The sequence below is a fragment of the Curtobacterium sp. RM9 genome (genome assembly GCF_054956955.1).
In genome coordinates this window covers 2,839,510-2,863,647 of the sequence record NZ_CM143271.1, presented here as the reverse complement: position 1 = coordinate 2,863,647, position 24,138 = coordinate 2,839,510, and the positions used below count along the sequence as shown (strand labels likewise).

Sequence of the window (24,138 nt, the reverse complement as noted above, 5' to 3'; positions counted from 1 at the left end):
GCTGTGCCTCGGCCGGGGTGGAAACGGATGCGCCCGGGGTGGAAAGCACTCGTCTCCCCTGGTTCGGAGGTTGCTCTCAGGTTTGGATGAGGCGGAAGAGCGCTCGAACCGGAGCGTGCCGCGAGGACGCGGTCGTCGGACACACTGAGGGGATCAGAGTGAAGCTGCACTGGCCAGGAGCGGAACGCCGCTCCACACGCACGACCGCGCGGAAGGGGGTGCTGCCGTTGCGCGCACGGCCCCTGCGGGTCGTCGCCGGCATCGGGGCGCTCGCCCTGATGGTCTCCACGCTCACGGCGACGGCGCTGCTCGCCGGGCCCGCCGCCCCCGCGCAGGCTGCACCCGGGACCCCGGGCACGCCCTCCGCGGGCACGACGGTGTTCACAGAGGACTTCCAGAACGCGACGGTGTCGCCGGTGCAGTCGCTGGACCAGTACACCGGCGCGACGGGGCAGCGGTACACCGCAGCGCCCGGCTGGTTGGACTACTGCAACGGCCTGATCGCGTCCGCCGCGCAGTCCACGACCGATGCGCGCGGGCTGCAGATCTGTCGATCACAGGACACCGGGGCGCCGAGCCAGGGCAACTGGAACAAGGCCCAGCAGCTCTCCCAGTCGCTCGGCCTCTACCAGGGGCAGTCCGCCGCAGCGTCCGTGAACAACTTCGCCAACAGCGCGTACACCTCGAACGCGCCGAACGTCGGGGCGAACCTCACCGAGTTCCAGACGACGACCAACGTGCCGTTCACCGCGAGCAACCGCTTCCTCGCGTTCAGCGTCGACGTCGCCGCCGTGAACTGCACCGTCGCGAACGCCGGACACCCGGTGCTGCAGTTCCAGCTCCTCGACCAGGGTGGGACCGCGACGAACGCCGGCACGCCCGTCGACGCCTGCGCGACAGGACGAGCCGTCACCACGCCCGCCCTCGGCAACCAGCCCGAGACCACGGCGAACGTCGGGACCTACACCTCCAACGGCGCGGTGCTGTTCTCGGGTTCCTCGGTCGGCATCCGGATGGTCAACGTCGTCGGCGACTCCTTCGGCAACGACCACGCCTTCGACAACATCCGGATCCTCGACGTGACGCCGCAGCTGGACAAGTCGTTCAGCCCGGCCGTCGTGGCGACCGGTGGCACGGCGACGCTGACCTTCACGGTGACGAACACCAGCGAGCTCGGTTCCAAGGCCGGCTGGGGCTTCACCGACGCGCTGCCCGCGGGCCTCACCGCCACCGGCGGCGCCGTCGGCGGCACGTGTGACGCGGACACCGCGGCACCGGCCGGGACGCGGACGCTCGCGATCACGAACGGGAACCTCACCGCGGGTGAGACGTCCTGCACCATCACGGTCCCCGTCACCTCGGACACCGCCGGGACCTACACCAACGGTCCCGACAACGTGACGACGAACGGCCTGAACGCGCCCGGCGAGACGTCGGTCACCTTCGAGCGTCCGGCGCTGACGGTCGTCAAGCGGGCCGGCACGCCGGTGGACGCCAACGGCGACACCATCACCGACGCCGGGGACACGATCCAGTACACCTTCACCGTCACCAACAGCGGTGACGTCGCGGTGAGCGGGATCGCAGTCAACGATGCGAAGGCCGGTGCGGTCACCTGCGACGCGACGACGCTCGCCCCGGGCGACTCGACCACCTGCGCCGCGGACTCCCCGTACACGATCACGGCGGCCGACGCCGCGTCCGGATCGGTCGACAACACCGCCACCGCGACCGGCACGTCCCCGACCGGTGGCACGGTGACGTCCCTGCCGTCGTCGACGAACACGCCGGCGGTGACCGCTCGTCCCGGCCTGCAGGTCGTGAAGTCGGCCGACCCGTCCGGTCCGGAGAGCTTCCGCCCGGGCCAGGTCATCACCTACCGCTTCTCCGTCACGAACACCGGCAACCTGCCGATGGACGACATCACGATCGACGAGGGCGACTTCACCGGCACGGGTGACCTCTCTTCAGTCGAGTGCCCGGCGACGTCCCTCGCCGCAGGCCGGAACATGGTCTGCAACGCGACCTACACGTTGACCGCGGCAGACGTCGACGCCGGTTCCGTCCGGAACTCCGCGACCGCCACCGGCAACCCGCCCGGAGACGGCACCCCGCCGGTGACCACCCCGCCGTCGGAGATCACCATCCCCGTCCCGCCGCAGCCCGGCCTGTCGGTCGACAAGACGGCCGACGTGCGACAGATCACGAAGGCCGGCCAGAAGGTCACCTACTCGTTCGAGGTCACGAACACCGGCAACGTCACCATGCGAAACATCGTGGTGACCGACTCCGACTTCTCCGGCACCGGCGCCCTCGGCGAGATCACCTGCCCGGAGACCACCCTCGCGGCCGGCCTGTCCGAGACCTGCACCGCCGAGTACACGGTCACGCAGGCCGACGTCGACGGTGCGAGCGCGCTGACGAACACGGCGACCGCTGGCGGCACCCCGCCGACGGGCGACCCCGTCGTGTCCACCCCGTCCCGGTCGACCGTCCCGATCGTCCGCACGCCGGGGCTCGCGATCGTCAAGAGCTCCGACGCCGAGGCCGCTGCCGTCGGTCAGACGATCACCTACTCGTTCCTGGTGACCAACACCGGCAACGTGACGGTCACGGACCCCCGTGTCGACGAGGGCACCTTCTCCGGGACCGGTCAGCTCGCGCCGATCACCTACCCGGACACGGTGACGCTCCGCCCGGGGCAGTCGGTGACGTACACGACCACCTACGCGGTGACGCAGGCGGACGTGGACTCCGGGAAGCTGTCGAACACCGCGACCGCCACCGGTGACACGCCGCCGGGGACGGACCTGCCCCCGACGCCGCCGTCGACGGTCGTCGTCGTGACCGACCCGAAGCCGGCGCTGTCCGTCCTCAAGACCGCCGACGTGACGACGATCACGACGGTGGGCCAGGAGGTGACGTACTCGTTCCTCGTGACCAACACCGGCAACGTGACCGTCACCGACCCCACGGTCCGGGAGGGCGACTTCTCCGGCCACGGCGCGCTCTCGGCGATCACCTGCCCGTCCGACGACACCACCCTCGATCCGGGTGACTCGGTCACCTGCACCGCCACCTACCGGGTGGTCGCGGCCGACCTCGCCGCCGGGTCCGGGAAGCTCACCAACACCGCCACGGTGACCGGTGACGTCCCCGGTGGTGGGTCGTTGACCTCGGACCCGTCGACCTCGACGGTCCGCGCCGACCCGCCGGCAGCCCCCGTTGCCGGCGCACCGGGGCCCGGGCAGCTGGCCTTCACGGGCACGGCGCTCGTCGCGCCCGGCATCGTGGTCGCGGTTCTGCTCCTCGTCCTCGGCGCGGGACTGCTGATCGTGCGTCGGCGCCGTCGGGACGGTGAGTCGCTGGACGACGCGTAGCGAGTCTGGGGTCGGACCGGCCCGTCGCACCATGCGGCGGACCGGTCCGGGCCTGCGGAGGCCGGTCGTGCGGTGAGGGCGACCGATCGACGGACGGGAGGCGCGGTGCCAGGTGGCACCGCGCCTCCCGTCCGTCATCCCGCCGGTGGCAGCGGGCGGAGGAAGGTGCCCGTCCGGGTGACGGTCAGGTCACCCGCGGTGCGGCCGTCCCCGCCACGAGCACCGCACTGCAGCTCCGGCGCGCGCCGCGATGCACCCCTCAGCGCCAACTGGTCTCGTACGACAGGTGCCCGGCGCGCTCGAGCTCGTCGAGGCCACTGCGGACGGCCCGCAGCCGGTCTCGGCTCGCCACGGAGAACGCCACCATGGCGCGCGCTGCGGCGCTGTTCGGGAACCGACTCCTCACGATCCTGTCCCGCGGTCGCCGGCGCTAGGGCGCCACGAGCTGCACGGTCGCGACCACGAACAACACGAACGCCACCACCGCCGCGCTGGATCGCAGCACGTCGATCCGCTCCCATCGCGCCACGACCCGCTTCCAATCCGCCGGTGGATCGACCGGGTCCCAGTCGTTCACACCGATGTTGATCGGCACGGTCCCGAGGAACGACGCCAGCACGAACACCACGAGTGCGGCCACCGCTGCCACTCGCCAGGCGAAGCCGTCGCCGGTCCCGAGCACGACGAGCAGCGCGATCGATGCCAGCACCGCCGGCAGCATCAGGACCGGGACGACGACCTTGAGCGACTTGACGAGCGCGATCCGCGTCCGCACGTGGGCGTCGTCGGGCAGGCGCGCCATCGCGGGCTGGACGCCCCAGCGGACGACGAACTCCTCACCCGCGAGCAGCCCGACGAGGACGAGCTGGACCACGAGGAGGACGCTCACCGGGCACCGCCGATCGCACTGACGAGCGACCGTGCCGCTCGTCGGGCTGCTGCGATGACCTCGGCATCCGGGACGTCCGTCTGCGCGGCGGCCTGCACCGCGGCGTTGATGCTGAGGAGGGCCATCCGGACGAGCACGACGTCCTGCCCGGACGCATCCGGCACGCGGGTGACGAGCTCGTCGGCGATCGCGTTGAGCGGTGCGCCGATGCGGTCCCCGCTCGTGTCGGCGACCTGTCGGACGACGATCGGGTTGGCGAGCATGAAGCGGATCGCGGCGAGCTTCTCACCGGTGAAGGAGTCCACCCATCTGAGCACGGTCTCCTCGGCCAGTGCCGGGCTCGACGGCTGTGCGCGGAGCCAGTCGAGGAGGTCCGACGCCTCAGTGCCGCGGTCGTCGAAGAGCGACTGCAGGATCGCCTCCTTGCTGGCGAAGTGGTGGTACAGCGAGGCCTTGTTGATGCCGAGCTCGTCGGCGATCTGTCGGAGCGAGGTCGCCTCGTAGCCCTGTCGGGTGAACAGGTCGAGCGCGACCTGCCGGGCGCGCTGTCGGGTGTCCGGCCGGCGCGAACCCGTGCGGGAAGGGATCATACCGCAAACCTACCGACCGGTAGGTAGGGAGGCAAGGACAGGACTGACGGACTGGAGGCGCGGGGCGGGCTGGCACCGCGCCTCCAGTCCGTCAGGCGGGCCGCCCGGCGTCGTCCGCTTCCTTGTGAAGCTCAGCACGCGGTCGACGCGTTCCCGCTCCGCCCGCGCGAATGTGATCGCACCTTCGCCGTTGAAGAGCACCGCCCAGCGGACCTCGGAGGATCGGTCGCGCGCGAGCCGGAGGAGCTGCTCGTCGTCGGGGTAGCGCAGGCCGTTCGCCGCCGCTGCTGCCCGCACCTCGAGACGTCGGTCCGAGACGAGCCGCTCCATCTGTCCGTGGGTGATGCGGGGGTTCGACGCGCACCGTCCGCGCACCCTCGGAGAGCCGTCCCGCATCAGGTGCTCGAACAGGTCGAGGTCGTTCGTCGTCTCGGCGATGCGCCCCCTCGTCTCGGCGAACGAGTCATCGGCGAGGATGCGTTGCACGTCGAGTGCCAGCGACCGGTCGTCCTGACCTGCGTACGTGTGCGCGGTGATCGCCCGGACCCATTCGTCCGACGACCGCGCGGCGCGCTCGTGCAGGTCCGGTCGCTCCGCGAGGTTCCCGGCGGCGGCCAGGCGCACGATGGACGACGGGTCGTCGAGCAGGGCGGCGATCGTGCCGTCGTCGGCCGCGGGGTTGTCGGCGACGGCGGACCGGACGGTCTTCGACCGGTGCGCGCTGCGCTCGCGGAGGATCGCCGGGTCCGCGGTCTCCTCCGCCTGACGGACGAGCTCGCTGACGGTCGGCACGTCAGCCCAGCCCGAGGCAGTGCGCCATCACGCCCTGCTGCACCGGCAACAGCGCCGCCTTGAACCCGTACCCCATGAACGCCGGGTGCTCGATCGCGTCGGCAGTCGCCTCGCGCTCGCGCACGAACGGCGGGCACGGCGCGAACTGCACTCCGGGGGGAGCGGTGTCGAGCAACGCCGCCGTGATCCGGAAGGGCTCGAGCGCCGACGCGTGCTGTCCAGGCCCGTCGGTGAGGACCACGTCAGCCGATCGGATCGCCTCCACGAGGTCGTCCGTCCACGTCGCCCCTGACGTCTCGAGCCCGGCCGGGCAGCACTGCGCGAGGTCGAGCCCGAGCACCCGGGCGGCCTCCTGCCACGCCCGCGCGATGTTGCCGTCGGCGCCGACGAAGAGGAACCGCAGCGACCCGAGGTCGCCCCGCTGCCGGAGCGCGTACAGGTCGGAGAGGACCTCGCACGGGTGGTTCTCGTCGGTCATCGCGTTGACGACGGGGACGGCGCTCGCCGCGGCCAACGCTTCGACCACGCCGAGCTCCCGGTGTCGCACGACGAGCAGGTCCGCCCACAGCCCGAGGTAGCCGGCGACGTCGGACAGCGCCTCGGGCTTGTCGAGCGTCGTCTCCGGGAACACGATCGGCTGCAGGCCCATCAGCGATGCGCCGCGCTCGAACGTCACCCGGGTACGCAGGCTGGTCGGCGGGAAGAACAGCACCGCCGCGCCCGTGGTCACGGGGCCGCGGCCCTCGCGGTACGCGTCGGCGAGCGCGAAGACCGCCTGCACGTCGTCGGCCGTCCAGCCGTGGAGTCGCGTGAGGGATCGCATCTCAACACCGTAGGGGCGGTGCGGCCCGCGCACTGGACCGGCTCGATGCGCTCGGGAGGCGCGGGGCGGGCCCGCCCCGCGCCTCCCGTCCGCTCCGCCGCCCGTCTCAGACCGTGAGCCGCATGGCAGACTGGCCGTGCTCCGGCGATGGCGCCGCGAGCCGAGTGTGGCACGAGGGGGAGACATGACGGCGATCATCTGGGGTGGAGCGGTGGCCTTCGGGCTGGTCGTGGTGGCGGTCCTGGCGCGAGCACGGCGCCGCTGACCGATCGGGCGCCGGCTCGTCCGCGTCCCGGTTCAGAACCGGGTGGTCCCGCGGAGGCGACGCGGCCTGCCGTCCGGATCGACCGCGAGCCGCGCCGCGGGTGCCGCCCACAGACGCTGCAGCGCAGACACCGGCTCCGGCACGTGCTGCCGGATCCGACCCGGCGGACGCGGACCGGGCTCGCCGTCCTCGTGCCAGTGGTCGAGCGCACGCGCATGCTGCTTCCACAGCGCGAGCAGTTCCGCGCCTGACCCGAGCAGCCGAGGGTCGTCCGGCGTCGTCGCGAGGTGCTCCGCCCACAGCTCGAGGCGGAGTTCCCGCGCGAGCGACCCCTCGCCCTCACGACCGTCGACCACGGCGCACGTCAGCTCGCTGTCGGTCGTCCACGAGCGGCGGTTGAAGTTGTCCGACCCGATGGTGAACCACGTGTCGTCGACGATGCACACCTTCGCGTGGATGTAGATCGGACGGCCGGACTCGTGTTCCAGGTCGAACACACCGACCCGGTCGGGCGCGGTGCGCTGGAGCTCACGGATCGCGTCGATCTGCCCGAGCCGGGCCGGAGGGCCACCGAGTGGACCGTCGGAGTTCGGGTACCGCGGGACGAGCACGATGACGTGCAGGTCCGGGTTGCGCTCGAGGGCGTCCGCGATGCCGGAGGCGACCTCGCGGGACCACAGGTACTGGTCCTCGATGGAGATGAGGGACCGGGCGTTGCGGAACGCCTTCGCGTAGGCGCGCGCGACGCTCCGCTCACCCTGCGGGGCGAACGGGAACGGCGGGCGCTTCACGCCGTAAGTGCGGAGGAGCTGCACGGCGTGGTCGCCGGCGGGCGGCGGCGGGGCGGTGCGCTCGGGCAGTGCCTCGGGGTGCCGGGGCATCCGGGTCAGGCGCTGCAGGAGCATCCGGTACGGCAGGCTCCGGTCCAGCGGGTGCGGGTCGTCCCACCGTTCGGCGAACACCGCGAGGACGTCGGCGACGACCGGCCCGCGCAGCTCCATCGACGCGTCGTGCCAGGCCGGGCGCTCGCCGTAGCGGGGGTCGATCGCGACGTGCTGCGGGTCGCCCTCGTGTCCGGCGTCGTCGCGGCGACTGTGGCAGAGGTCGATCCCGCCGACGTACGCGACGTCACGCGAGGGGTCGTCGTGGTGCTGGATCACGAAGAACTTCTGGTGGTGCGAACCGAACACCCGGACCCGTTGGTCGAGCAGGACCTCACCGCCGGCGTCGTTGATCTTCCGGCCGAGCAGCTCGTTCGACCGAGCGCTCAGGGACGCCGAGACGCGCTCGCCGTGTGAGCGCCAGATGAGCCCACGCACCTCGACGCCGGCACGGGCACGGTCGGCGAGGAGGTCGCCGATCGTCGGGCCGTCGGGGAGGAGGCGCTCGTCGGCGTCGCCCCGCCAGTCGGTGAACCAGACGCGGTCGCCGGGGCCGAGCGCCGACAGCTCCTCGTGCAGGCGGGCGAAGTACGGGGCGCCGTGGACGAGGGGGCGGACGGTGTTGCCCGCCGACCAGGCAGGGGTGTCGTCGTCGCCGTCGGCACCGGCACCGGCGTGCACGGTGGTGGCGGTGTTGCCGCGTTCGTCGCGGGCCAGGAACCAGTGACGCGGGTCGGTGGGCACGGTCGCAGACTACGGCGCGACGGCGCGGCCGGTTCGGCGACGATGCGATCCGGTCTGAACGGCCCCTCACCTGCCGGGGGACAGGAAGCGCGCCCACCTGCACGACACCGACCGGCCCGCGCCTACCGTGAGGTGGGCCATGACAGCCGAACACCGCAAGCCTGCCGAGCCCGACGCGGCTCCCGCCGTCGCACACCACGGCGCGCACCACGCCGCCACCACCGAGGCAGCCCCGAGCACGCAGCACGACCGAGACCACGACGCCGCTCCGCGCGACCGCGCCGGCCAGGGCGAGGGCACCGACCGCGACGCCCGTGGCGGCGGCCGCGACTCCGGTGGCGGCGACCAGCCAGACCCGAACCGCTGGAAGGCCCTCGTCATCTGCCTGCTCGGCGGCGGCATCGTCCTGCTCGACGTCTCGATCGTCAACGTCGCCCTGCAGTCGATCTCGAGCGGTCTCCCCGGCGCCTCACCCGAGGCCGTGCAGTGGATCCTCTCCGGCTACGCCCTCGCCTTCGGCCTGCTCCTCGTCCCCGGTGGTCGTCTCGGCGATGCCATCGGCCGCCGTCGCATGTTCGTCGTCGGCGTCGCGCTGTTCACCCTGGCGAGTGCGCTCTGCGGGTTCGCCCCGAACGGCATCGTCCTGGTGATCGCCCGCCTCGTGCAGGGCCTGGCGGGTGGTCTCCTCACCCCGCAGGTGACGGCACTGATCCAGCAGCTCTTCCGCGGCAAGGAGCGGGGCACGGCGTTCGGGCTGTTCGGCGCGACGGTCGGCATCGCGACCGCGATCGGCCCGCTCGTGGGCGGTCTGCTCATCGCGGCGTTCGGCACCGAGAACGGCTGGCGCTTCGTCTTCTTCGTGAACCTGCCCGTGGGACTCGTCACGATCCTCCTGGCCTTCCGCTACCTGCCGACGACGGCCAAGGCCGACCGCAGCAAGCGCCACGACTTCGACCCGGTCGGGATCACGCTGCTCGGCGCCGCGGTGGTCGCGCTGCTCCTGCCGTTCGTGCAGTCGGAGCAGTGGAAGAGCAACGCGAAGTGGTGGCTCATCGTCGCCGCGGTGGTGTTCGCGGTCCTGTTCGTGCTGTGGGAGCGCCGCTACCAGCGCACGAAGGAGCCGGTGATCGACCTCCGGCTGTTCCGTCGTCGGTCGTTCTCGCTCGGCGTCGGTCTGGCGACGGTGTACTTCGCGGGCTTCACCCCGCTGTTCTTCGTCCTGACGCTCGCCCTGCAGTCCGGACTGAAGTACTCGGCACTCCTGGCAGGCCTGTCGTCGGTGTCGTTCGCGGTCGGCTCCGGCATCGCATCGACGATCGGTGGCCGGATCGTGCACAAGTTCGGTCGCCAGCTCATCGTGGTCGGCACGGTCCTGGTGCTGCTCGGCCTGGGCGGCGTCATCTGGGTGGTCGCGAACCACTACGAGTCGGACCTCGGCTGGTGGTTGGTGCTGCCGCTGCTCGTCGCCGGCATCGGCTCCGGGCTGACGATCTCGCCGAACCAGACCCTCACGCTCTCCGAGGTGCCGGTCGAGCAGGGCGGCTCCGCGGGCGGTCTCATCCAGGTCGGCGCGCGGGTCGGGTCCGCGATCGGCATCGCGGCGGTCGGCAGCGTCTTCTACTCGTCGCTCGCCAGCTCGAAGGGCGACTACTCGGAGGGGCTGCCCCTCGCGCTGGGTGTGTCGCTCGCGTTCGTCGCGGCGGCACTGGTCGCCGGCATCGTCGACGTCGTGGTGGGCAAGGTGCGGGGGACCGAAGCCTCCGTCTGACGGTCGGTGGGCACCTGCCTGGAGGCGCGGTGCCCGCCCGCCTCGTCTCCCACGACGAGCGGGCGGGCGGCCTGGAGGCGGGGTGCCCGTCCCGCCCCGTCGCGAACGACGGGTTGACGGGCGGCCTGGAGGCGCGGTGCCCGGTCCGCCCCGTCGCGAGCGACGGGCGGGCGGGCACCTCCACCCCGCCGCTCACCGCGCCGGCGTCACCGCCGGACCGGCTCCGGCTCGCCGAGCAAGCGCGTCGTCCAGTCGGCCAGGGCGGCGACCGCCGTCCGCGAGATCGTGGCGTCGGGCACCATGCTCGTGAACCCGTGGAACGCCCCTGGCCACACGTGGAGTTCGGCGTCGACGCCCGCCGCCCAGAGTGCGCTCGCGAACGCGACGGTCTCGTCCCGGAACACCTCGGCGCTGCCGCAGTCGACGTAGGTCCTCGGCAGGCCGCTCAGATCGTTGGCCCGGGCAGGCGCGGCGTACGGCGAGACGTCCGCGGTGCCGCGGCGCTCGCCGAGGTACGCGTCCCACCCGAACCGGGTCATCTGCCGGTCGGCGACGCCCACGCCGTCGATCTGCCTGGTCGACACGGTGTCGTCGCGGTCGTCGAGCATCGGGGACACGAGGACCTGCGCGAGGATCGCCGGACCACGACGGTCCTGGGCGAGGAGCGCGGTGCCGGCAGCGAGCCCGCCGCCGGCGCTCTGTCCGGCGAGCACGATCCGCTCCGGGTCGATGCCGAGTTCGTCGGCGTGCTCGGCGACCCAGACGAGGCCGGCGTAGCAGTCCTCCACCGGGTACGGGTCGGGGTGCTCCGGGGCGAGTCGGTAGTCGACGCTGACCAGGACGACGTCGTGGTCGAGCAGCCAGTCGTCGTACGAGTCGAGGTTCCCGAGGTGGTGACCGAACATCATGCCGCCGCCGTGGATCGTGTAGACGCCGGTCGTCGGTCCCGAGCGGCCGATGCGCTGGACGACGGCGAGTGAGATCGGGTCACCGAGGTGCCCGGGGACGGTGACACTGCGCCGCTCGTAGCCGCGTGCGCGGAGCCGGGCGTCGAGCTCGTCCTCGGTGACCTCGAGCGCGCGCATGCACGGGAGCATCTCGGTGCGGAGCGTGAAGGGGCCACGGGCTTCGAGCGCGGTGAGGAACACGGCGAGCTCGGGGTCGAACGGCGGGCGGACGGTGGACTCAGACATCGGCGGGCTCCTGGACGGGGGTGACGGACGTGGTGGTGGTGGTGCGTGGTCGCGCGCGGAGGGCTCCCAGCGTGACGAGTGCGGCGGCGACCGCGGCGACGACGGCCCCCGCGACGGCGAGGCCGGACGAGAGCGACACGACCTCGGCCGCGGTCCGCGCACCGGCGGCGACGCTCCCCGCGACGAGGGCGGCGAGGATCGTGCCGGACGCCGCGATGCCGAGCGCGGTGGCGAGTTCGCTCGCGGTGTCGACGAGGGCGGCGCCGACCGAGACGCGGTCCTCGGGCAGCCCCTTGAGGACGTTGGCACCGGCGACCGCACCGGTGACGCGCATGCCCGCCGCGACCAGCACGAGGGCGACCGCGACGAACGGGTAGCCGTACCGGCCGAGGGCGGCGAACACGATCATCCCACCGACGACCGAGGCCGCGCTGGTCCACGCTGCGCGGTCGAGGCCGACCCGGCGGACGAACGGACCGACGAAGCGCCCGCCGGCGAGCAGCACCACGACCTGCGGCAGGGCGCCGACGGCGGCGAGGGCGGGCGGCCACCCCCACGCCGACTGCAGCTGCAGGGTGACGAGGTAGGACAGTCCCGCGGTGGCGAGTCCGGCAGCGGCCTTGTACGCGAGCCCGCTGGCGACGAGCGGTCGGGCGACGAGTCCGAGGTCCACGAGCGGGTGCCGAGCGGTGCGCTCACGCAGGACGAAGCCCGCAGCCGCGAGGACGGTCGCGCCCACCGCTGCCCAGGCGGTGCCCACGGGGACCGCGGTGACGAAGAGCGTGGGCGTGACGAGCACCCCGACGGTGCCCACCGTGCCGAGCACCGCGCCGAGGACGTCGACGGGGTGCGGGTGCAGGTCGTCGGGTCGGTCCGCTGCGATCCCGGCGACGATGCCGACGGATGCGACCGCGGCGATCGGCGCGTTCGCGAGGACGAGCACCTGCCACGGGGCGACGGTGAGGACGAACCCGCCGATGGTCGGTGCCACCGCGAGCCCGACGAGCCCGGCCGTCGAGACCACGGTGAGGGCGCGGACCCGGAGGTCGTCGGTGTCGAAGAGCCGGAAGGCGAGAGCCATCGAGCCCGGGGTCGTCATCGCCGCTGCGACCCCCATCAGCGCCCGGACGGCGATGAGCTCGCCGACCGAGGTCACCCCGACGGTCAGGACGCTCGCGACCGCGAGGAGCGCGAGCCCGACGAGCATCGTCAGGCGGCGTCCGTACCGGTCGGCGACCGCGCCGAACAGCAGCATGAGGCCGCCGAACGCGACCGAGTAGGCGCCCGAGACCCACTGCAGGGCGGCGGTGGACGCGGCGAGGTCCCGACCGATCGTCGGCAGCGCGACGTTCAGGACCGAGTTGTCGAGCATCTCGAACAGGAAGACCGCGGACAGGCCGGCGAGGGCGAGCCAGGCGTCCCGGAGACGGGAGGGTGAGGCGGACACGGGCGCACTCCTTCGATGAAGAAGTGGCGACTCCCATGAGACCGCGTGCGCGCTTCCGCCCTGCGAGCAGGACGGGATTTTTCCCTCTGCCCGGACAGTAGCACGCCCGGCGCACGCCGTGCGGCGTGCTCCTGGTCGCTACCATCGAGCCGTGTCACGCCGGGGGAAGCCGTTCTCGCAGTACTCGTGTGCGCTCCCGGACGGCCGGCGGGCGGTCGAGGTCACCGTGTACGACCCGTTCCTCGTGACCGTGGTGCTCGTCGCCGTGGACAAGGCCGACGCGTTGCAGCGGGTCCGTGCCCTCGGCGGCCGTGACGTGCACGTGTCGAAGTCCTTCCAGCCGTCAGGTGCTCCGGTCGACGAGCTGACGCGCGGTGGCCACGATGGGGTCTTCGCGCCGGTCCCGGTCGACGGCACGTGGCTGCCCTTGGCCGAGCTCCCGGCGTTCCTCGCGGGCACGAGTCGCTTCCTCGCGCGGTACGACGCTCGGGGGTTCGACCGGTCCTGGGTCGGGCGAGCCGAGGACGACCCGGCGGGCTGAGGTCGCTCAGTCTCGGGAGGTGGGACGGCGTCCGATCGAGGACTGGAACCGCACGAGCTACCCGTCCGGGTCCTGCACGAGGAACTGCGCGACACCCGCCTGCTCGGCAACGACCCCGTACCACTTCGTCTCGAGCGGCATGAAGAGCTCCACGCCGGCGCGGTTCATCGTGGCAGCGAGCGCACCGGCATCCGGCACGGACACCTGGAAGTTCACGCCCCGGCCGAGCGGGTGCTCGAGCGGCCCGGTCACCCAGTTCCGGCCGACACCGGCCTGTTCGAGCATCAGGTGCGCGGAGCCGAGCGTCAGGTAGGCGAATCGCTCCTCGGGTCGGTCGTAGCGGACGACGAAGCCGCAGAGGTCGCACCAGAAGGCCGTGCTCCGGTCGAGGTCCGCGACGAGCAGCTCCGGCACGAGGGCGGGTTCGAGGGCGTCGGTCACGGCTCCATCGTCGCAGGCGACGGGTCAGTCGCAGCGCTCGAGCGAGAACGCCTGGTTCCCGCCGAAGGCCCAGGACGACCTTGTGGAGGGCGCGCCCCACGACTGCACGACCGAGCAGTCGAGCGCCGTCGTCGCCCGCCGGACCGGGTCCGAGGCGGGAGCGTTCGCGGCGACGACGAACAACCGCTCCTGCCCGGCGCGCACCATCGCCTCGATCCGTGCGGTCGTGAAGACCGGCACCTGCCCGGAGAACCCGCCGTCGGTGAGGGCCTCGCGGCCGGTGGCGTCGATCACCGCCGCGGAGACCCGCCACGAGTCGCTGAGGAAGAGCGGTGCGCCGTCGCGACCCCCGCCGGCGCGTTCGGCATCGGCGACGAGCTGCGCCTCGGCGGCCGGGAGCCGGGTGTGGCCGCCCCAGAAGTCCGGTGAGGAGAGGTGGAACGTGCTCGACGGGACGGCGGCCGGTCCGGCGCCGGACCGAGCGAGAGCGAACATCCGGGCCGGGGAGCGCCCGTCGACCGCGAAGGCCCCGGTGCCGAGGCCGACCGAGGCGTCGCCGCCGCTGCCGTCCCGAGCTGCGTCGAGCACCTGCACCGAGAAGCACGCCGGGCCGGCGACGACCGCGGTGACGAGCAGCGCCGCGGCGGTCCGGCGGGCACGGACCGAGGCGTCCGGGCCGGCACCGCGCGGCGAGCCAGCGCCGCCCCACCGCACGACGAGCGCGATCAGGGCGGCGAGCGTGGCGCCGACGGCGACGGTGCCGAGGAATACCGGTTCCGAGGACGCGCGAGCGAGCCAGGCCCACCAGACGCCCTGCGCGACGAGGAGCCCGACGGGGACGAGCCGGAGCCGGTGATCCGCGGCGTCGACGAGGCCGGTAGCGCCCGACCACCCGATCCCCGCGAGGACCGCGAGCTGGACGCCGACGGCGGCGACGTAGGCGGTGTGCGGGAGCCGCAGGACCGACAGCACCACGACCGCGGTGGCCAGCCACACGACGACGGCGAGGAGTGTGGCGGCGGCGATCCGCGCCTCCAGTCCGGAGCGGCCACGACCCCGCCACCAGCGGACCGCACCGGTCCCGATGCCGACGAGTGCAGCAGGCCAGGACCAGCCGACCTGCGAGGCGTACCGCGGGGTGAAGAGCTGCGCGAAGTCGTGCGTGCCGCGTCCGCCGGACACGCTCCGCCACGCCTGCGCGGCGTGGGTCCCGGTGTGCACGACCGCTCGGCCGAGGGCGCCGACCGCGCCGGGCCAGGCGCCCGGCAGGAAGCGGTCGACGCCGTTGTAGCCGAAGACCATCGCGAAGACGTCGTCGTCGGTCGATCCGTCCACGTACGGGTGGCCGCTCGCGGGCAGGAGGTCGACGACGACGGACCACGCGAGGCTCGCGACGAGCGCGGAACCGAGCAGGGCCGACGTGTGGAGGAGCGCGCGACGACCGCGGTGCCCGGTCCGCTCTGCCGATGCGGCGACGACCGTGCCCACGACGAGGGCGGGGAGGATCAACCAGGCCTGGAGCATCTTCGCCTGGAACCCGATCCCGACGGCGAGACCCGCGAGCAGGAGCGGCCACCACGCGCCGGTGATCGCGGAGCGCTGCCACCAGACCAGGGCGACGGCGAGGGACATCGTGAGGAGCCCGTCCTCCATCGGGTGGCCGAACATCGACACGAAGATCGGGGTGCCGGCGGCGAGGGCGGCTGCGACCAGGCCGACCCGCGGGCCCGCCCAGCGGAGCCCGACGACGGCGACCGCGAGGGTCGTCACCGCGCCCTCGAGCACCTGGGGGAGCGCGAGCGCCGCGGTGGACATGCCGAACAGGTGGACGCTGATCGCCTGGGGGACCGCGAACCCGGCGAGCTTGTCGAGCGTCACGGTGGCGCCGGGGTCGAACGAGCCGCTGAGGAAGGCCGGCCACGACTCGGACATCGAGCGGGCAGCAGCGGCGTAGAAGTCCGAGTCGCCGCCGCGTGCGAGGTTCCAGCTCGTGAGCACCGCACCGAGGAGCACCACCAGGGCGAGGGTCGCACGCTGTCCGCGTGACTGGGTACGCCAGCGCAGGAGCGGGCCGTCGTGGTCGGTCATGGCGGGAGACTCGTCGCTCCGTCGAAGAAGCAGCCGGGGAACAGGTCGGAGCAGCAGCGGATCCGCTCAGGAGCGCGGGCCGCGGTCTCCGGCTGAACCGCTCCGCACCGCCGGCGCAATGCTATGTTCGGGCGCACAACAAATCCGGACGACGACGTCGAGGAGCATGCGATGACGCAGGACACCACGCACCGCGAGGGCGAGACGACGATCACCGTCGTGGACGCCGCGGGGGAGCCGCAGGCCGGGGTGGAGGTCACCGTCGAACAGACCCGCCACGCGTTCGGCTTCGGCAACATCGGCTTCGACTTCATCGAGCTGGCGAACGGCGAGCTGTCGGGCGCCGAGGCGGCTGCTGCCGAGCACCTCGCCGACCTCTACAGCGACGTCTTCACCACGGCGACGCTGCCGTTCTACTGGGGACGCTTCGAGCCGGAGCGGGGCGCACCCGACACGGCACGGCTGCAGACCACGGCGCGCTGGTTCCGCGACCGCGGCGTGGCGCTGAAGGGGCACCCGCTCGTCTGGCACACCGTGCAGCCCGACTGGCTGCTCGACCTGCCGCTCGACGAGGTGGAGCGGCTGCAGCGCGAGCGCATCCAGCGCGAGGTCGGCGACTTCGCCGGGCTCGTCGACACGTGGGACGCCATCAACGAGGTCGTCATCATGCCGGTGTTCGACAACGGCGACAACGCGATCACGCCGCTCGCCCGGGCGAAGGGGCGCATCCCGACGATCCGGATGGCGTTCGAGGAAGCGCGGGCCACCAACCCCCGTGCGACCCTGCTGCTCAACGACTTCGACCTGTCGAGCGCGTACGAGTGCCTGATCGAGGGCGTGCTCGAGGCCGGCGTGCAGATCGACGCGATCGGCCTGCAGACCCACATGCACCAGGGGTACTGGGGTGAGGAGACCATGCTCGCGATGGTCGACCGGTTCGCCCGCTACGGGCTGCCGCTCCACCTCACCGAGACCTCGCTCGTGTCGGGTGACCTGATGCCCGCCGACATCGTCGACCTCAACGACTTCCAGGTTCCCTCGTGGCCCTCGACCCCCGAGGGTGAGGCGCGTCAGGCCGACGAGGTCGAGCGGCACTACCGCAGTCTCGTCGGGCACCCGGCGGTGGAGGCGATCACCTACTGGGGCATCACCGACGCGGGGGCCTGGCTCGGAGCGCCGATCGGGCTCGTCCGTGCCGACGGAAGCCCGAAGCCGTCGTACGAGGCGCTCCGCCGGCTCGTCAAGGAGGAGTGGTGGCTGGCCCCGACGACGTTCACCACCGACGAGCGCGGGCAGGTGCGGGTGCGCGGGTTCCGGGGTGGCTACGTCGCCTCGGTGCGCGGAGCGTCGACGGCGTTCGCCGTCGGGACGGTGCCGGCGGAGGTGCGGATCGGCGCCTAGCCGTCCTGCACCGTCTGGAGGCGCGGTGCGGCCCGGCCCCGTCGGCGCACGCGGGCGGCGGTGCGGGCCGGCCCCGTCGGCGGGCGCGGGTGGCGGTGCGGGCCGGCACCGTGCCTCCCGTCGGGCGGTCCGGCCCGAGCATCAGCGGAGCGCGCGCTCCGCCGCCCACACGCCCCAGATCGTCCCCGCGACGAGGATCCCCGCGCCGAGCAGGATCCACACGCTGTCGTTGCCGTGTCCGACCGCGAGCGCGACGATCGACCAGGCGATCGTGACGCCGGCCCCGATCGCGGTGGGGAGCAGGGCGGCCTGGTGCCCGCGGCGCCAGGACTCGTCGTCGCGCATGGTCGAGCGGGTGCGGATGCCGGCGAGAGCGTTCCGCCCCATCCGACCCTGGGCCGGCAGGACCGTCACGACGAGGGCGACGACGGCGCCCACGATCAGGATCGTGATCACGATGCATCCTTCCGATCGGCGTTCCCCGCGGGCCGGAGGGCGGTGCCGCTCCACGTCGAGGCCACGACCATGCACGCGATCTGGATCACGTGCCCGAGCCAAGCGAAGTCGGAGGTCGAGAGTGCTGTCCAGCCCCAGACCCCGAGGACGACGAGCGTTGCCGAGACCGGTAGGACCACCCGCTTCCGCACGGACCACCCGTGCATCAGCACCCCCTCCCTGTCACTGATGTACAGCATATCGACGCCGGAGACATCCTGGAAGCCGACCCACCCGATCTGGGAGGCTCTCGTCATGCGCGTCCTCCGCACCCTCCCGATCTGGGCCCTCGTTCCCGTGCTGTTCGTCGTGTTCGGGGGGCTGTTCTTCGCCCTGCGCCTGGTGATCGACCCGGAGCAGCCGCTGGTCGGACAGCTCGTCGCCTCGGTGTCCTACGCGCTCGGCATGGCAGCCGCCTTCGCCGTCCTGATCGCGCGCGCTCGGCGCCGCGCTGGTGGCCCGGAGGGGCTCGAACGGATGCGTCGGGCGTACCGGACCGGTGTCGTCCCGCCGGACGCCGACCTGCCGACGTGGTCCGCGGTCGTCGAGCGGCAGCACCGGCAACTCCGGCTGAACCGCTGGTTCGGCCCGGCCTTCTTCGGGCTGATGACCGTGCTGAGCGTCTGGCTCGCCCTGCCCGACCAACCGGTGTGGTGGGCCATGGCGGCACTCTTCGTCGCCTTCGGCGTGCTCACCCTGGCGACGACGCCGCGGAGCCTGCGGAAGGTCGAGGGCATGCGGGACGAGCTGCGTCGCCGTGAGCAGACGCAGGGCACGACCGACCCCGAGGGGTCGATCGTGTCCTGAGTCGGACCCTCAGTCGCCCCAGGTCTGCTGCACGATCGCCGCGAGGAGGCCCTCGGTGGGGATGTTCGTCTGGGTGATCGCGACGTAGGTGTCGCCCCGGACGAAGAACGTGAACGTGGTCGAGAGCTCCTCGTCGTAGTACCTCCCCGGTTCGGTCAGCTGGCAGACGCGGCCGCCGAGCCGGTCGCTGCACGACTGGCCCCGGGCAGCGAGCACGTCGAGTCGTGCGGCGAGCGCCGCCGGGTCGGCCGTGCCCTCCTCGAGGAACAGGTTGTCCGGGTCCTCGGTGCTCCCGCTCTCCGACCACCGGCAGACGAGCGAGGCGTCCTCCTTGAACGGCTGCTCCGGGTCGATCCAGTACTCGTCGTTGCCCGGTCGGTGCTGCGTCCGCACGAGGTCGCCGAAGATCCGGGCACCGTCGCCCGCCGACACCGCCGCCGCGCAGGAGGTCGGGATCGACGCCGTCGTCGCCGCGGTCGCGGCAGGCGTCGGTGTCGGCTTCGGCGTGATGCGCGCGGACGACGGCGACGGCGAGGTCGTCGGCGCCGGAGGCGCGGCCGTCGGCGACGCCACCGGAGCGGCGGCGAAGGGGTGCGGGATCATGCCGAGGGCCAGTGCGCCACTCGCGGTGCCGAGGCCGAGCAGGGCGACGATCGCCACCCCGATGCCGACCCGACGCCCGACGGAGACCGGACGTGGGCGGTCGTGCAGGCGCGACTCCACGTTCGCGCGCATCCCGCTCAGCATCTGCCGCATGTCGTCGCCCGCGGGCGGCTGCGGTCCGGACGAGGGCCCCTGCCCCGTCGATCGATCAGCGTTCACCGTTCGTCACCGCCTTCCTGATGCGTGCTCGAGACCGCCACACCCGCTGTGTGACGGCGCCGACGCTCAACCCGAGCAACTCGGCTGCCTCGGCGTACGACCGGCCTTCGACGAGGCAGAGTTCGCACACCTGGCGGTCGAGGGGAGCGAGCGCGTCGATCTCCGCTCGCACCGACCGCAGCCGGTCCCGCGCCTCGTCGTCGCGCTCCGGCGTGGCGAGCTCCTCCGGGAGTTCGACGCTCTCGTGCCGGCGGCGCGCTCGCCGGAGGTTCGCCGCGTGGTTCCGACAGACGACGAGCAGCCAGGGCAGCAGCGACTCGGTCGGCACCGCGACGGTGTCCGCCTTCTGCCACAGCGTGACGAACGCGTCCTGCACGATCTCCTCGACGTCCATGCGGCGTCCGTCGACGAGTGCCCAGGTGTAGCGCGCCATCGTCTCGGCATGCCGGTCGAACAACGTCGTGACCGCGCGACGGTCCCCGTCCGCGGCTGCTCGGACGAGTGCCGCGTCCGGTGGTTCCGGTGTCCGGTGCATGTCCACCCCCTCACTTGCAGCAGTGTGCGACGACCGCCCATCCTCACAGAGGGATGCGCCTCGGGCGTGTCGCGCCGTAGGCTCTCGGCATGAGCGACGAGGGGGCCTCCCGGCGGACCGGGGGACGGCCGATGGTGTGGTTGGGGATCGTGTGGGTGGCGCTCGGTGTCGTCTGGCTCGCCATGGCCCTGGCGGACCCGAGCTGGTTCCGCGCGCTGATGGCGCTGTTCTGGCTGGTCGCGGGCGCGATCATGACCACCGTCGGGCTGCGGGACGGGCGCCTCGGGCTGGTGCGCTCCCGCCGCTGACCGCCGCGACACGCCGACAGCGGCCGGGGCGGGAACCGATCGCCCGCCTGCGGACATCACAGGCATGAACCAGATCACGGGGGACCGGGCCGAGTGGGCCCTCGTCCTCGCGGGGGACGGGCGGGCCTTCGGCCGGGTGTTCGACCGGCACGCCCCGAGGCTCCGCCGGCACGCGGCGGGACTCGTCCCGACTCCGGACGATGCCGACGACGTCGTCGGCCTCACCTTCCTCGAGGCGTGGCGGAAGCGCGAGCGCGTCCGCTTCGTCGACGACTCGCTGCTGCCGTGGCTGCTCGTCACCGCGACGAACACCGCGCACAACGCCTCGCGTTCCACCCGGCGGCACCGGCTCTTCCTCGGTCGGTTCCCGGTCGACGGGCACGCGCCCGACCCGGCCGACGGCTTCACCGACGGCGACGCCGTCTCGGCCCTCCGGTCGCTCGGGGTCGCCGACCAGCGGGTGCTCACCCTCTGCGTGATCGAGGGGCTCAGCGAGCGCGAGGCCGCGACGGCGCTCGGCGTCGCCCCCGGCACCGTGAAGTCCCGACTGCACCGGGCGAAGACCCGGCTCCACCAGCGCTACACCGCGACGACGACACCCCTCGGAGGTGCCCTGTGAACGACGACCTCTCTCCCCGACTCACCGCGATGCGCGACGCGCTCGTCGCCGAGGTCGACGCCGCTCCGGTGGTCCGGCGCCGCCGCCCCAGCCGTGGCACGGTCGCTGCGGTGGTCGCGGCCTTCCTCGTCGGTGGCGGACTGACCGGTGGACTGACGGCGGCGGCGCTGCCGGATTCGGACCCGGATGCCGTGCTGCAGGGCGAACTGTCCACGTACTCGCGGTCGATGGTCGAGGACGCGAACTACGGCGTCGTGCTCGGTACGCCCGGCGCAACGGCCGGGCACGACGAGAGCGAGCTGCGACTCGGCGCGCGTCCTGCGGGCGCCGACCGGGTCTCGGTCGCGTGGGCGTGCACGACCGCCGGGTCGGTGACGGTGCACATCGGGGACACCGCCGTCGAGGGCCTGGACGCATGCGGGCCGGAGGACACCGACGCGGCGTCCGGCGGCGGGATCCACTGGGTCCTGCAGGGCATCGAGGCCGACGGGCACGACGCGACGACCATCACCGTGACCGGTTCCGGCGGGGCGCACTACGTGGTGTGGGCGACCTACGCCCGCGGTGCGTCCGTCGCCGAGCCCTCGCCGCAGCAGGACGCCGAGACGGCCGACGGCACGATCACCCTCGTCGAGTACACGACGGCGTTCAACCGGCTCCTCGCGTGCCAGGCGCAGGCGAAGCAGCCGATGGGGAACGTGCCGCTGACCTGGTACGCCGACGGGCTGTGGGTGCCGTCCGCACGACCGGGCAGCACCGGCCCGTGGTACCTCTACGCGACGCCCTCCGAGGGCAGCGAGGTGTTCGACACCCAGTGCTACCCTCGCGAGTTCAGCGACGTCGACAGCATCTGGCAGTCCGAGCACCCGCAGCCGGAGGACCCGCCGGTCGACCCGGTCGTGCCGCCCGCCGCCGGATGATCCGAGGCGGAGACCGGCCCGTGGTGGCCCGGTCTCCGCGCTCGTTCAGATGCCGTTCTCCGCGAAGACCCCCCGAACGGGGCACAGATGAGGCATGATGTCCGGGACGCGTCACCAATCCGGACGTGTCGTCACCTCTCCGAGCACCGACTCGAGCCCCACCCGAGCCCCCCGAGGAGCACGACATCAACACCCCATCCCCGCGCGCCCTGCGTCGCGCGATCCCCACGAACCCCGCGAACGCGGCGGCCCGCACGGCCGCCAGCGTCTCGTCGGTCGCCTCGATCGAAGGCGGTACCCGATGAGCCCCCGCTTCTCCCGTCCCACGCTCGTCGCGCTGACCGCGGGCGTCCTCGTCCTCGGCGTCCCGACCGCCGCCTCCGCCGCATCCTGGTGCGACTGGGGCTGGCGGCACGGGCACCACGCCCCGGCCGACCCGACCCCGACTCCCACCCAGGAGCCGACGGCCGACCCGACCCCGGCGGACGAGCCCACGGCCACGCCGACGGCTGAGCCGACCCAGGACGCCGCCCCGATCGAGGCGACCCCGGCACCCGAGCAGGAGGCACCCGCCCCCGCTCCCGTGCAGGAGGCCGCCCCGGTCGCCGACGGGTCCGCCGCACCCTCCGGTGCGTCGTTCGTCGAGAACTTCGACACCGCTGCGGCCGTCGGTCGCCTCGGCAACGCCTACGGCAACGCCTGGCAGCCCTACCCCGACGGCACGTCCGGCATCTACGAGCCGAGCAAGACCGTCTCCGTCCACGACGGCGTCATGGACGTGCAGCTCGGCGGTGCGGGTGCCGCGGGTACCTTCGGCACCTCCGCCGGTGCGTGGAACCACGTCGGCGGCTCGTTCTCGGTCCGCGCCAAGGCGACGGGCGGCGACGGCAACGGCGCGGCCTTCATGCTCTGGCCGACCTCGAACGTGTGGTCGGACGGCGAGATCGACTTCCCCGAGGGCAACTTCGAGTCGAACCCGTTCGCGTTCCACCACTCGATGACCCCGGGCAACGAGGCCGAGCGCGTGCAGATCGACTCGGGTGTCTCGTGGCGTGACTGGCACACCTACACGGTCGACTGGGACCCGGGGAAGTCGGTGACGTACAAGGTCGACGGCAAGGTGCTGCAGACCATCACGCACGACGTGCCGACGAAGCCGCACCGCTTCATGTTCCAGACAGGCAACTGGGGTGCCTCCGGCAACCTGCTCATCGACTGGGTCTCCACGACCGAGTGAGCGTCGGGTCCGACGTGACCCACTGACGGACTGGAGGCGCGGTGCCGGCTGGCACCGCGCCTCCAGTCCGTCGTCGTACCCGCCCACCGCACGGCGCGAGCTGTCCTCGTCAGCCCGGTACCGTGGACGGCATGGCTCCCTTCACGCCGCCCGCCGCGGATGCGGTCCGCACCCGCCTGCTGCTCGCGGCTCGTGACGAGTTCGCCGCCGTCGGCCTGGCCGGCGGGCGCGTCGAGCGTCTCGCCGCCGCAGCGGACAGCAACAAGGCGCAGGTCTTCCACTACTTCGGCGGCAAGGAGGGCCTGTTCGACGCGGTCCTCGTGCAGGAGTGCGGCGCCCTCCTCGACGCCGTGCCGATCGACACCGACGACCTGCCCGCCTGGGCCGGACGCCTGCACGACGCAGCGCTCGAACGGCCGTGGTTGCCGCGGCTGCTCGCGTGGCGACGGCTGGAGCGCGGCGACGGGGCGCCCCTCACCGTCCTCGCCGACGAGTACCGCGACATGGCCGAGTCCGTCGAACGTGCGCAGCGCACCGGTGTGCTGCCGCGGACGATGCGTGCCCCGGTGTTGCTCGGCCTCGTGCTGCAGCTCACCGGCACGTGGCACGGTGCGGCGCCCGAGTACGAGGCGCTCGTCACGGCGGTCACGCCGGCGCGACGTCGACAGACCGTGGTGGACGCGGTCACGGCGCTGCTGGCGGGTTCGACGCGCTCGGCGCGCTGATCCGCTGCGCGTCCGCTGCCGGGGATCTCCGAGCAGCGGCACGTAGCGTCCGAGGTCCAGCACCCCGGGGCAGCCGGTCCCGGGTCGACCTCTGCACTGGAGCAGCCATGAGCGACACGACGAACCCCACGCCCGAGAACGACCCCGAGGGCACCCCGAAGCCGGACGGCCTCGGCGAGGACGGCACGATCCCCAACGAGCCCGACGGCCTGGCCGCGGGGCACGTCGGCGACGACTCGCACTTCAACCCGGAGGAGGACGCCGGCGAGGAGTGACCCCGCCTCGTCCTCCACGACGCTCCGGCTGCTCGAGCACAGGCTCGGACAGCCGGAGCGTCGTCGTTCGTCGAAAAGCTTCCGACGGCAGGTTTCTGGTGCTACAGTCCCCATCACCTAGCAGCACTAGGGATTCAGAGGGCCCCACGCCC

25 protein-coding genes are annotated in these 24,138 nt (G+C 72.7%); 11 read left to right on the top strand and 14 right to left on the bottom strand.

Annotated features, from left to right (window positions below):
- Positions 1 to 227 precede the first annotated feature (227 nt).
- Entirely contained in the window at positions 228 to 3,380 is a 3,153-nt protein-coding gene (locus tag ACY3FI_RS13565; RefSeq protein WP_462548089.1) for a CLIPPER-2 domain-containing protein, read from the top strand.
- A gap of 259 nt (positions 3,381 to 3,639) precedes the next feature.
- Here ACY3FI_RS13565 and ACY3FI_RS13560 read toward each other — a convergent pair whose 3' ends face one another.
- From ACY3FI_RS13560 to ACY3FI_RS13535, 6 genes are all read right to left on the bottom strand, one after another.
- Positions 3,640 to 3,786, bottom strand: coding sequence for a hypothetical protein (locus ACY3FI_RS13560; protein ID WP_462548088.1), 147 nt, complete (start codon positions 3,784 to 3,786; stop codon positions 3,640 to 3,642).
- 24 nt (positions 3,787 to 3,810) lie between these two features.
- Positions 3,811 to 4,269 (bottom strand): anthrone oxygenase family protein, encoded by a 459-nt coding sequence (locus ACY3FI_RS13555; protein WP_462548087.1) that lies wholly within the window; start codon positions 4,267 to 4,269, stop codon positions 3,811 to 3,813.
- The gene (locus tag ACY3FI_RS13550) at positions 4,266 to 4,859 is read right to left on the bottom strand and encodes a TetR/AcrR family transcriptional regulator (protein WP_462548086.1); all 594 of its coding nucleotides are present in this window, start codon (positions 4,857 to 4,859) and stop codon (positions 4,266 to 4,268) included. The genes ACY3FI_RS13555 and ACY3FI_RS13550 overlap by 4 nt, the downstream gene beginning before the upstream one ends.
- 9 nt (positions 4,860 to 4,868) lie before the next feature.
- The gene (locus tag ACY3FI_RS13545) at positions 4,869 to 5,651 is read right to left on the bottom strand and encodes a hypothetical protein (RefSeq protein WP_462548085.1); all 783 of its coding nucleotides are present in this window, start codon (positions 5,649 to 5,651) and stop codon (positions 4,869 to 4,871) included.
- Between the two features lies 1 nt (position 5,652).
- A complete protein-coding gene (locus tag ACY3FI_RS13540) occupies positions 5,653 to 6,474 on the bottom strand; it encodes an ornithine carbamoyltransferase (RefSeq protein WP_462548084.1) in 822 nt (273 codons plus the stop codon).
- Positions 6,475 to 6,771: 297 nt separating this feature from the next.
- A complete protein-coding gene (locus tag ACY3FI_RS13535) occupies positions 6,772 to 8,364 on the bottom strand; it encodes a phospholipase D family protein (RefSeq protein ID WP_462548083.1) in 1,593 nt (530 codons plus the stop codon).
- 139 nt (positions 8,365 to 8,503) lie between these two features.
- On the opposite strand from ACY3FI_RS13535, the gene ACY3FI_RS13530 reads away from it, so the two are divergent.
- On the top strand, positions 8,504 to 10,132 hold the full coding sequence (locus ACY3FI_RS13530) for an MFS transporter (RefSeq protein ID WP_462548082.1): 1,629 nt from the start codon (positions 8,504 to 8,506) through the stop codon (positions 10,130 to 10,132).
- A 206-nt stretch (positions 10,133 to 10,338) separates the two neighbouring features.
- Here the strand turns inward: ACY3FI_RS13530 and ACY3FI_RS13525 are convergent, their stop codons facing one another.
- Entirely contained in the window at positions 10,339 to 11,325 is a 987-nt protein-coding gene (locus ACY3FI_RS13525) for an alpha/beta hydrolase (protein ID WP_462548081.1), read from the bottom strand.
- Positions 11,318 to 12,772: an MFS transporter gene (locus ACY3FI_RS13520; RefSeq protein WP_462548080.1), complete on the bottom strand. Its 1,455-nt coding sequence runs from the start codon at positions 12,770 to 12,772 to the stop codon at positions 11,318 to 11,320. The genes ACY3FI_RS13525 and ACY3FI_RS13520 overlap by 8 nt, the downstream gene beginning before the upstream one ends.
- A gap of 151 nt (positions 12,773 to 12,923) precedes the next feature.
- Between ACY3FI_RS13520 and ACY3FI_RS13515 the strand changes: the two genes are divergently transcribed.
- Positions 12,924 to 13,313, top strand: a complete 390-nt coding sequence (locus ACY3FI_RS13515) for a hypothetical protein (RefSeq protein WP_462548079.1) — start codon at positions 12,924 to 12,926, stop codon at positions 13,311 to 13,313.
- Positions 13,314 to 13,370: 57 nt separating this feature from the next.
- Here ACY3FI_RS13515 and ACY3FI_RS13510 read toward each other — a convergent pair whose 3' ends face one another.
- Both ACY3FI_RS13510 and ACY3FI_RS13505 read right to left on the bottom strand, forming a co-directional pair.
- Positions 13,371 to 13,754, bottom strand: a complete 384-nt coding sequence (locus tag ACY3FI_RS13510; RefSeq protein ID WP_462548078.1) for a VOC family protein — start codon at positions 13,752 to 13,754, stop codon at positions 13,371 to 13,373.
- A 24-nt stretch (positions 13,755 to 13,778) separates the two neighbouring features.
- Positions 13,779 to 15,842 (bottom strand): glycosyltransferase family 39 protein, encoded by a 2,064-nt coding sequence (locus ACY3FI_RS13505; protein ID WP_462548077.1) that lies wholly within the window; start codon positions 15,840 to 15,842, stop codon positions 13,779 to 13,781.
- A gap of 171 nt (positions 15,843 to 16,013) precedes the next feature.
- Here ACY3FI_RS13505 and ACY3FI_RS13500 point away from each other — a divergent pair, with 171 nt between their 5' ends.
- Positions 16,014 to 17,243 carry an endo-1,4-beta-xylanase gene (locus ACY3FI_RS13500; protein ID WP_462548076.1) on the top strand — a complete coding sequence of 410 codons (1,230 nt, stop codon included), beginning with the start codon at positions 16,014 to 16,016 and terminating at the stop codon, positions 17,241 to 17,243.
- A gap of 141 nt (positions 17,244 to 17,384) precedes the next feature.
- On the opposite strand, the gene ACY3FI_RS13495 is transcribed toward ACY3FI_RS13500, so the two are convergent.
- Together ACY3FI_RS13495 and ACY3FI_RS13490 are read right to left on the bottom strand one after the other, a co-directional pair.
- Positions 17,385 to 17,699 (bottom strand): SdpI family protein, encoded by a 315-nt coding sequence (locus tag ACY3FI_RS13495; protein ID WP_462548075.1) that lies wholly within the window; start codon positions 17,697 to 17,699, stop codon positions 17,385 to 17,387.
- The gene (locus tag ACY3FI_RS13490; RefSeq protein WP_462548074.1) at positions 17,696 to 17,995 is read right to left on the bottom strand and encodes a hypothetical protein; all 300 of its coding nucleotides are present in this window, start codon (positions 17,993 to 17,995) and stop codon (positions 17,696 to 17,698) included. Before ACY3FI_RS13490 ends, ACY3FI_RS13495 begins: the two co-directional genes overlap by 4 nt.
- Between ACY3FI_RS13490 and ACY3FI_RS13485 the strand changes: the two genes are divergently transcribed.
- Positions 17,994 to 18,545: a hypothetical protein gene (locus tag ACY3FI_RS13485; protein ID WP_462548073.1), complete on the top strand. Its 552-nt coding sequence runs from the start codon at positions 17,994 to 17,996 to the stop codon at positions 18,543 to 18,545. The genes ACY3FI_RS13490 and ACY3FI_RS13485 overlap by 2 nt on opposite strands.
- Before the next feature lie 9 nt (positions 18,546 to 18,554).
- Here the strand turns inward: ACY3FI_RS13485 and ACY3FI_RS13480 are convergent, their stop codons facing one another.
- Both ACY3FI_RS13480 and ACY3FI_RS13475 read right to left on the bottom strand, forming a co-directional pair.
- Positions 18,555 to 19,280, bottom strand: coding sequence for a hypothetical protein (locus ACY3FI_RS13480; protein ID WP_462548072.1), 726 nt, complete (start codon positions 19,278 to 19,280; stop codon positions 18,555 to 18,557).
- A gap of 76 nt (positions 19,281 to 19,356) precedes the next feature.
- On the bottom strand, positions 19,357 to 19,902 hold the full coding sequence (locus tag ACY3FI_RS13475; protein ID WP_462548071.1) for an RNA polymerase sigma factor: 546 nt from the start codon (positions 19,900 to 19,902) through the stop codon (positions 19,357 to 19,359).
- 89 nt (positions 19,903 to 19,991) lie between these two features.
- Here ACY3FI_RS13475 and ACY3FI_RS13470 point away from each other — a divergent pair, with 89 nt between their 5' ends.
- The 6 genes from ACY3FI_RS13470 (at position 19,992) to ACY3FI_RS13445 (ending at position 23,986) form a co-directional block, all read left to right on the top strand.
- On the top strand, positions 19,992 to 20,210 hold the full coding sequence (locus tag ACY3FI_RS13470) for a hypothetical protein (RefSeq protein WP_462548070.1): 219 nt from the start codon (positions 19,992 to 19,994) through the stop codon (positions 20,208 to 20,210).
- A 64-nt stretch (positions 20,211 to 20,274) separates the two neighbouring features.
- Complete coding sequence (locus ACY3FI_RS13465) at positions 20,275 to 20,829, top strand: RNA polymerase sigma factor (protein WP_462548069.1); 555 nt, start codon at positions 20,275 to 20,277, stop codon at positions 20,827 to 20,829.
- Positions 20,826 to 21,749 (top strand): hypothetical protein, encoded by a 924-nt coding sequence (locus ACY3FI_RS13460; RefSeq protein ID WP_462548067.1) that lies wholly within the window; start codon positions 20,826 to 20,828, stop codon positions 21,747 to 21,749. The genes ACY3FI_RS13465 and ACY3FI_RS13460 overlap by 4 nt, the downstream gene beginning before the upstream one ends.
- 301 nt (positions 21,750 to 22,050) lie before the next feature.
- Positions 22,051 to 22,986, top strand: a complete 936-nt coding sequence (locus tag ACY3FI_RS13455; RefSeq protein WP_462548066.1) for a family 16 glycosylhydrolase — start codon at positions 22,051 to 22,053, stop codon at positions 22,984 to 22,986.
- Between the two features lie 131 nt (positions 22,987 to 23,117).
- Positions 23,118 to 23,711, top strand: coding sequence for a TetR/AcrR family transcriptional regulator (locus tag ACY3FI_RS13450; protein WP_462548065.1), 594 nt, complete (start codon positions 23,118 to 23,120; stop codon positions 23,709 to 23,711).
- A 107-nt stretch (positions 23,712 to 23,818) separates the two neighbouring features.
- Positions 23,819 to 23,986 (top strand): hypothetical protein, encoded by a 168-nt coding sequence (locus tag ACY3FI_RS13445; RefSeq protein WP_462548064.1) that lies wholly within the window; start codon positions 23,819 to 23,821, stop codon positions 23,984 to 23,986.
- The last annotated feature ends 152 nt before the right edge of the window (positions 23,987 to 24,138 follow it).

Excerpts from the sequence above, each read along its gene's own strand:
- ACY3FI_RS13505 (WP_462548077.1), bottom strand. The coding sequence starts at position 15,842 with ATGACCGACCACGACGGCCCGCTCCTGCGCTGGCGTACCCAGTCACGC.
- ACY3FI_RS13540 (WP_462548084.1), bottom strand. The coding sequence starts at position 6,474 with ATGCGATCCCTCACGCGACTCCACGGCTGGACGGCCGACGACGTGCAG.
- ACY3FI_RS13550 (WP_462548086.1), bottom strand. The coding sequence starts at position 4,859 with ATGATCCCTTCCCGCACGGGTTCGCGCCGGCCGGACACCCGACAGCGC.
- ACY3FI_RS13530 (WP_462548082.1), top strand. The coding sequence starts at position 8,504 with ATGACAGCCGAACACCGCAAGCCTGCCGAGCCCGACGCGGCTCCCGCC.
- ACY3FI_RS13475 (WP_462548071.1), bottom strand. The coding sequence starts at position 19,902 with ATGCACCGGACACCGGAACCACCGGACGCGGCACTCGTCCGAGCAGCC.
- ACY3FI_RS13525 (WP_462548081.1), bottom strand. The coding sequence starts at position 11,325 with ATGTCTGAGTCCACCGTCCGCCCGCCGTTCGACCCCGAGCTCGCCGTG.
- ACY3FI_RS13480 (WP_462548072.1), bottom strand. The coding sequence starts at position 19,280 with ATGCGCGCGAACGTGGAGTCGCGCCTGCACGACCGCCCACGTCCGGTC.
- ACY3FI_RS13455 (WP_462548066.1), top strand. The coding sequence starts at position 22,051 with ATGAGCCCCCGCTTCTCCCGTCCCACGCTCGTCGCGCTGACCGCGGGC.
- ACY3FI_RS13500 (WP_462548076.1), top strand. The coding sequence starts at position 16,014 with ATGACGCAGGACACCACGCACCGCGAGGGCGAGACGACGATCACCGTC.
- ACY3FI_RS13485 (WP_462548073.1), top strand. The coding sequence starts at position 17,994 with ATGCGCGTCCTCCGCACCCTCCCGATCTGGGCCCTCGTTCCCGTGCTG.
- ACY3FI_RS13465 (WP_462548069.1), top strand. The coding sequence starts at position 20,275 with ATGAACCAGATCACGGGGGACCGGGCCGAGTGGGCCCTCGTCCTCGCG.
- ACY3FI_RS13470 (WP_462548070.1), top strand. The coding sequence starts at position 19,992 with ATGAGCGACGAGGGGGCCTCCCGGCGGACCGGGGGACGGCCGATGGTG.
- ACY3FI_RS13450 (WP_462548065.1), top strand. The coding sequence starts at position 23,118 with ATGGCTCCCTTCACGCCGCCCGCCGCGGATGCGGTCCGCACCCGCCTG.
- ACY3FI_RS13445 (WP_462548064.1), top strand. The coding sequence starts at position 23,819 with ATGAGCGACACGACGAACCCCACGCCCGAGAACGACCCCGAGGGCACC.
- ACY3FI_RS13490 (WP_462548074.1), bottom strand. The coding sequence starts at position 17,995 with ATGACGAGAGCCTCCCAGATCGGGTGGGTCGGCTTCCAGGATGTCTCC.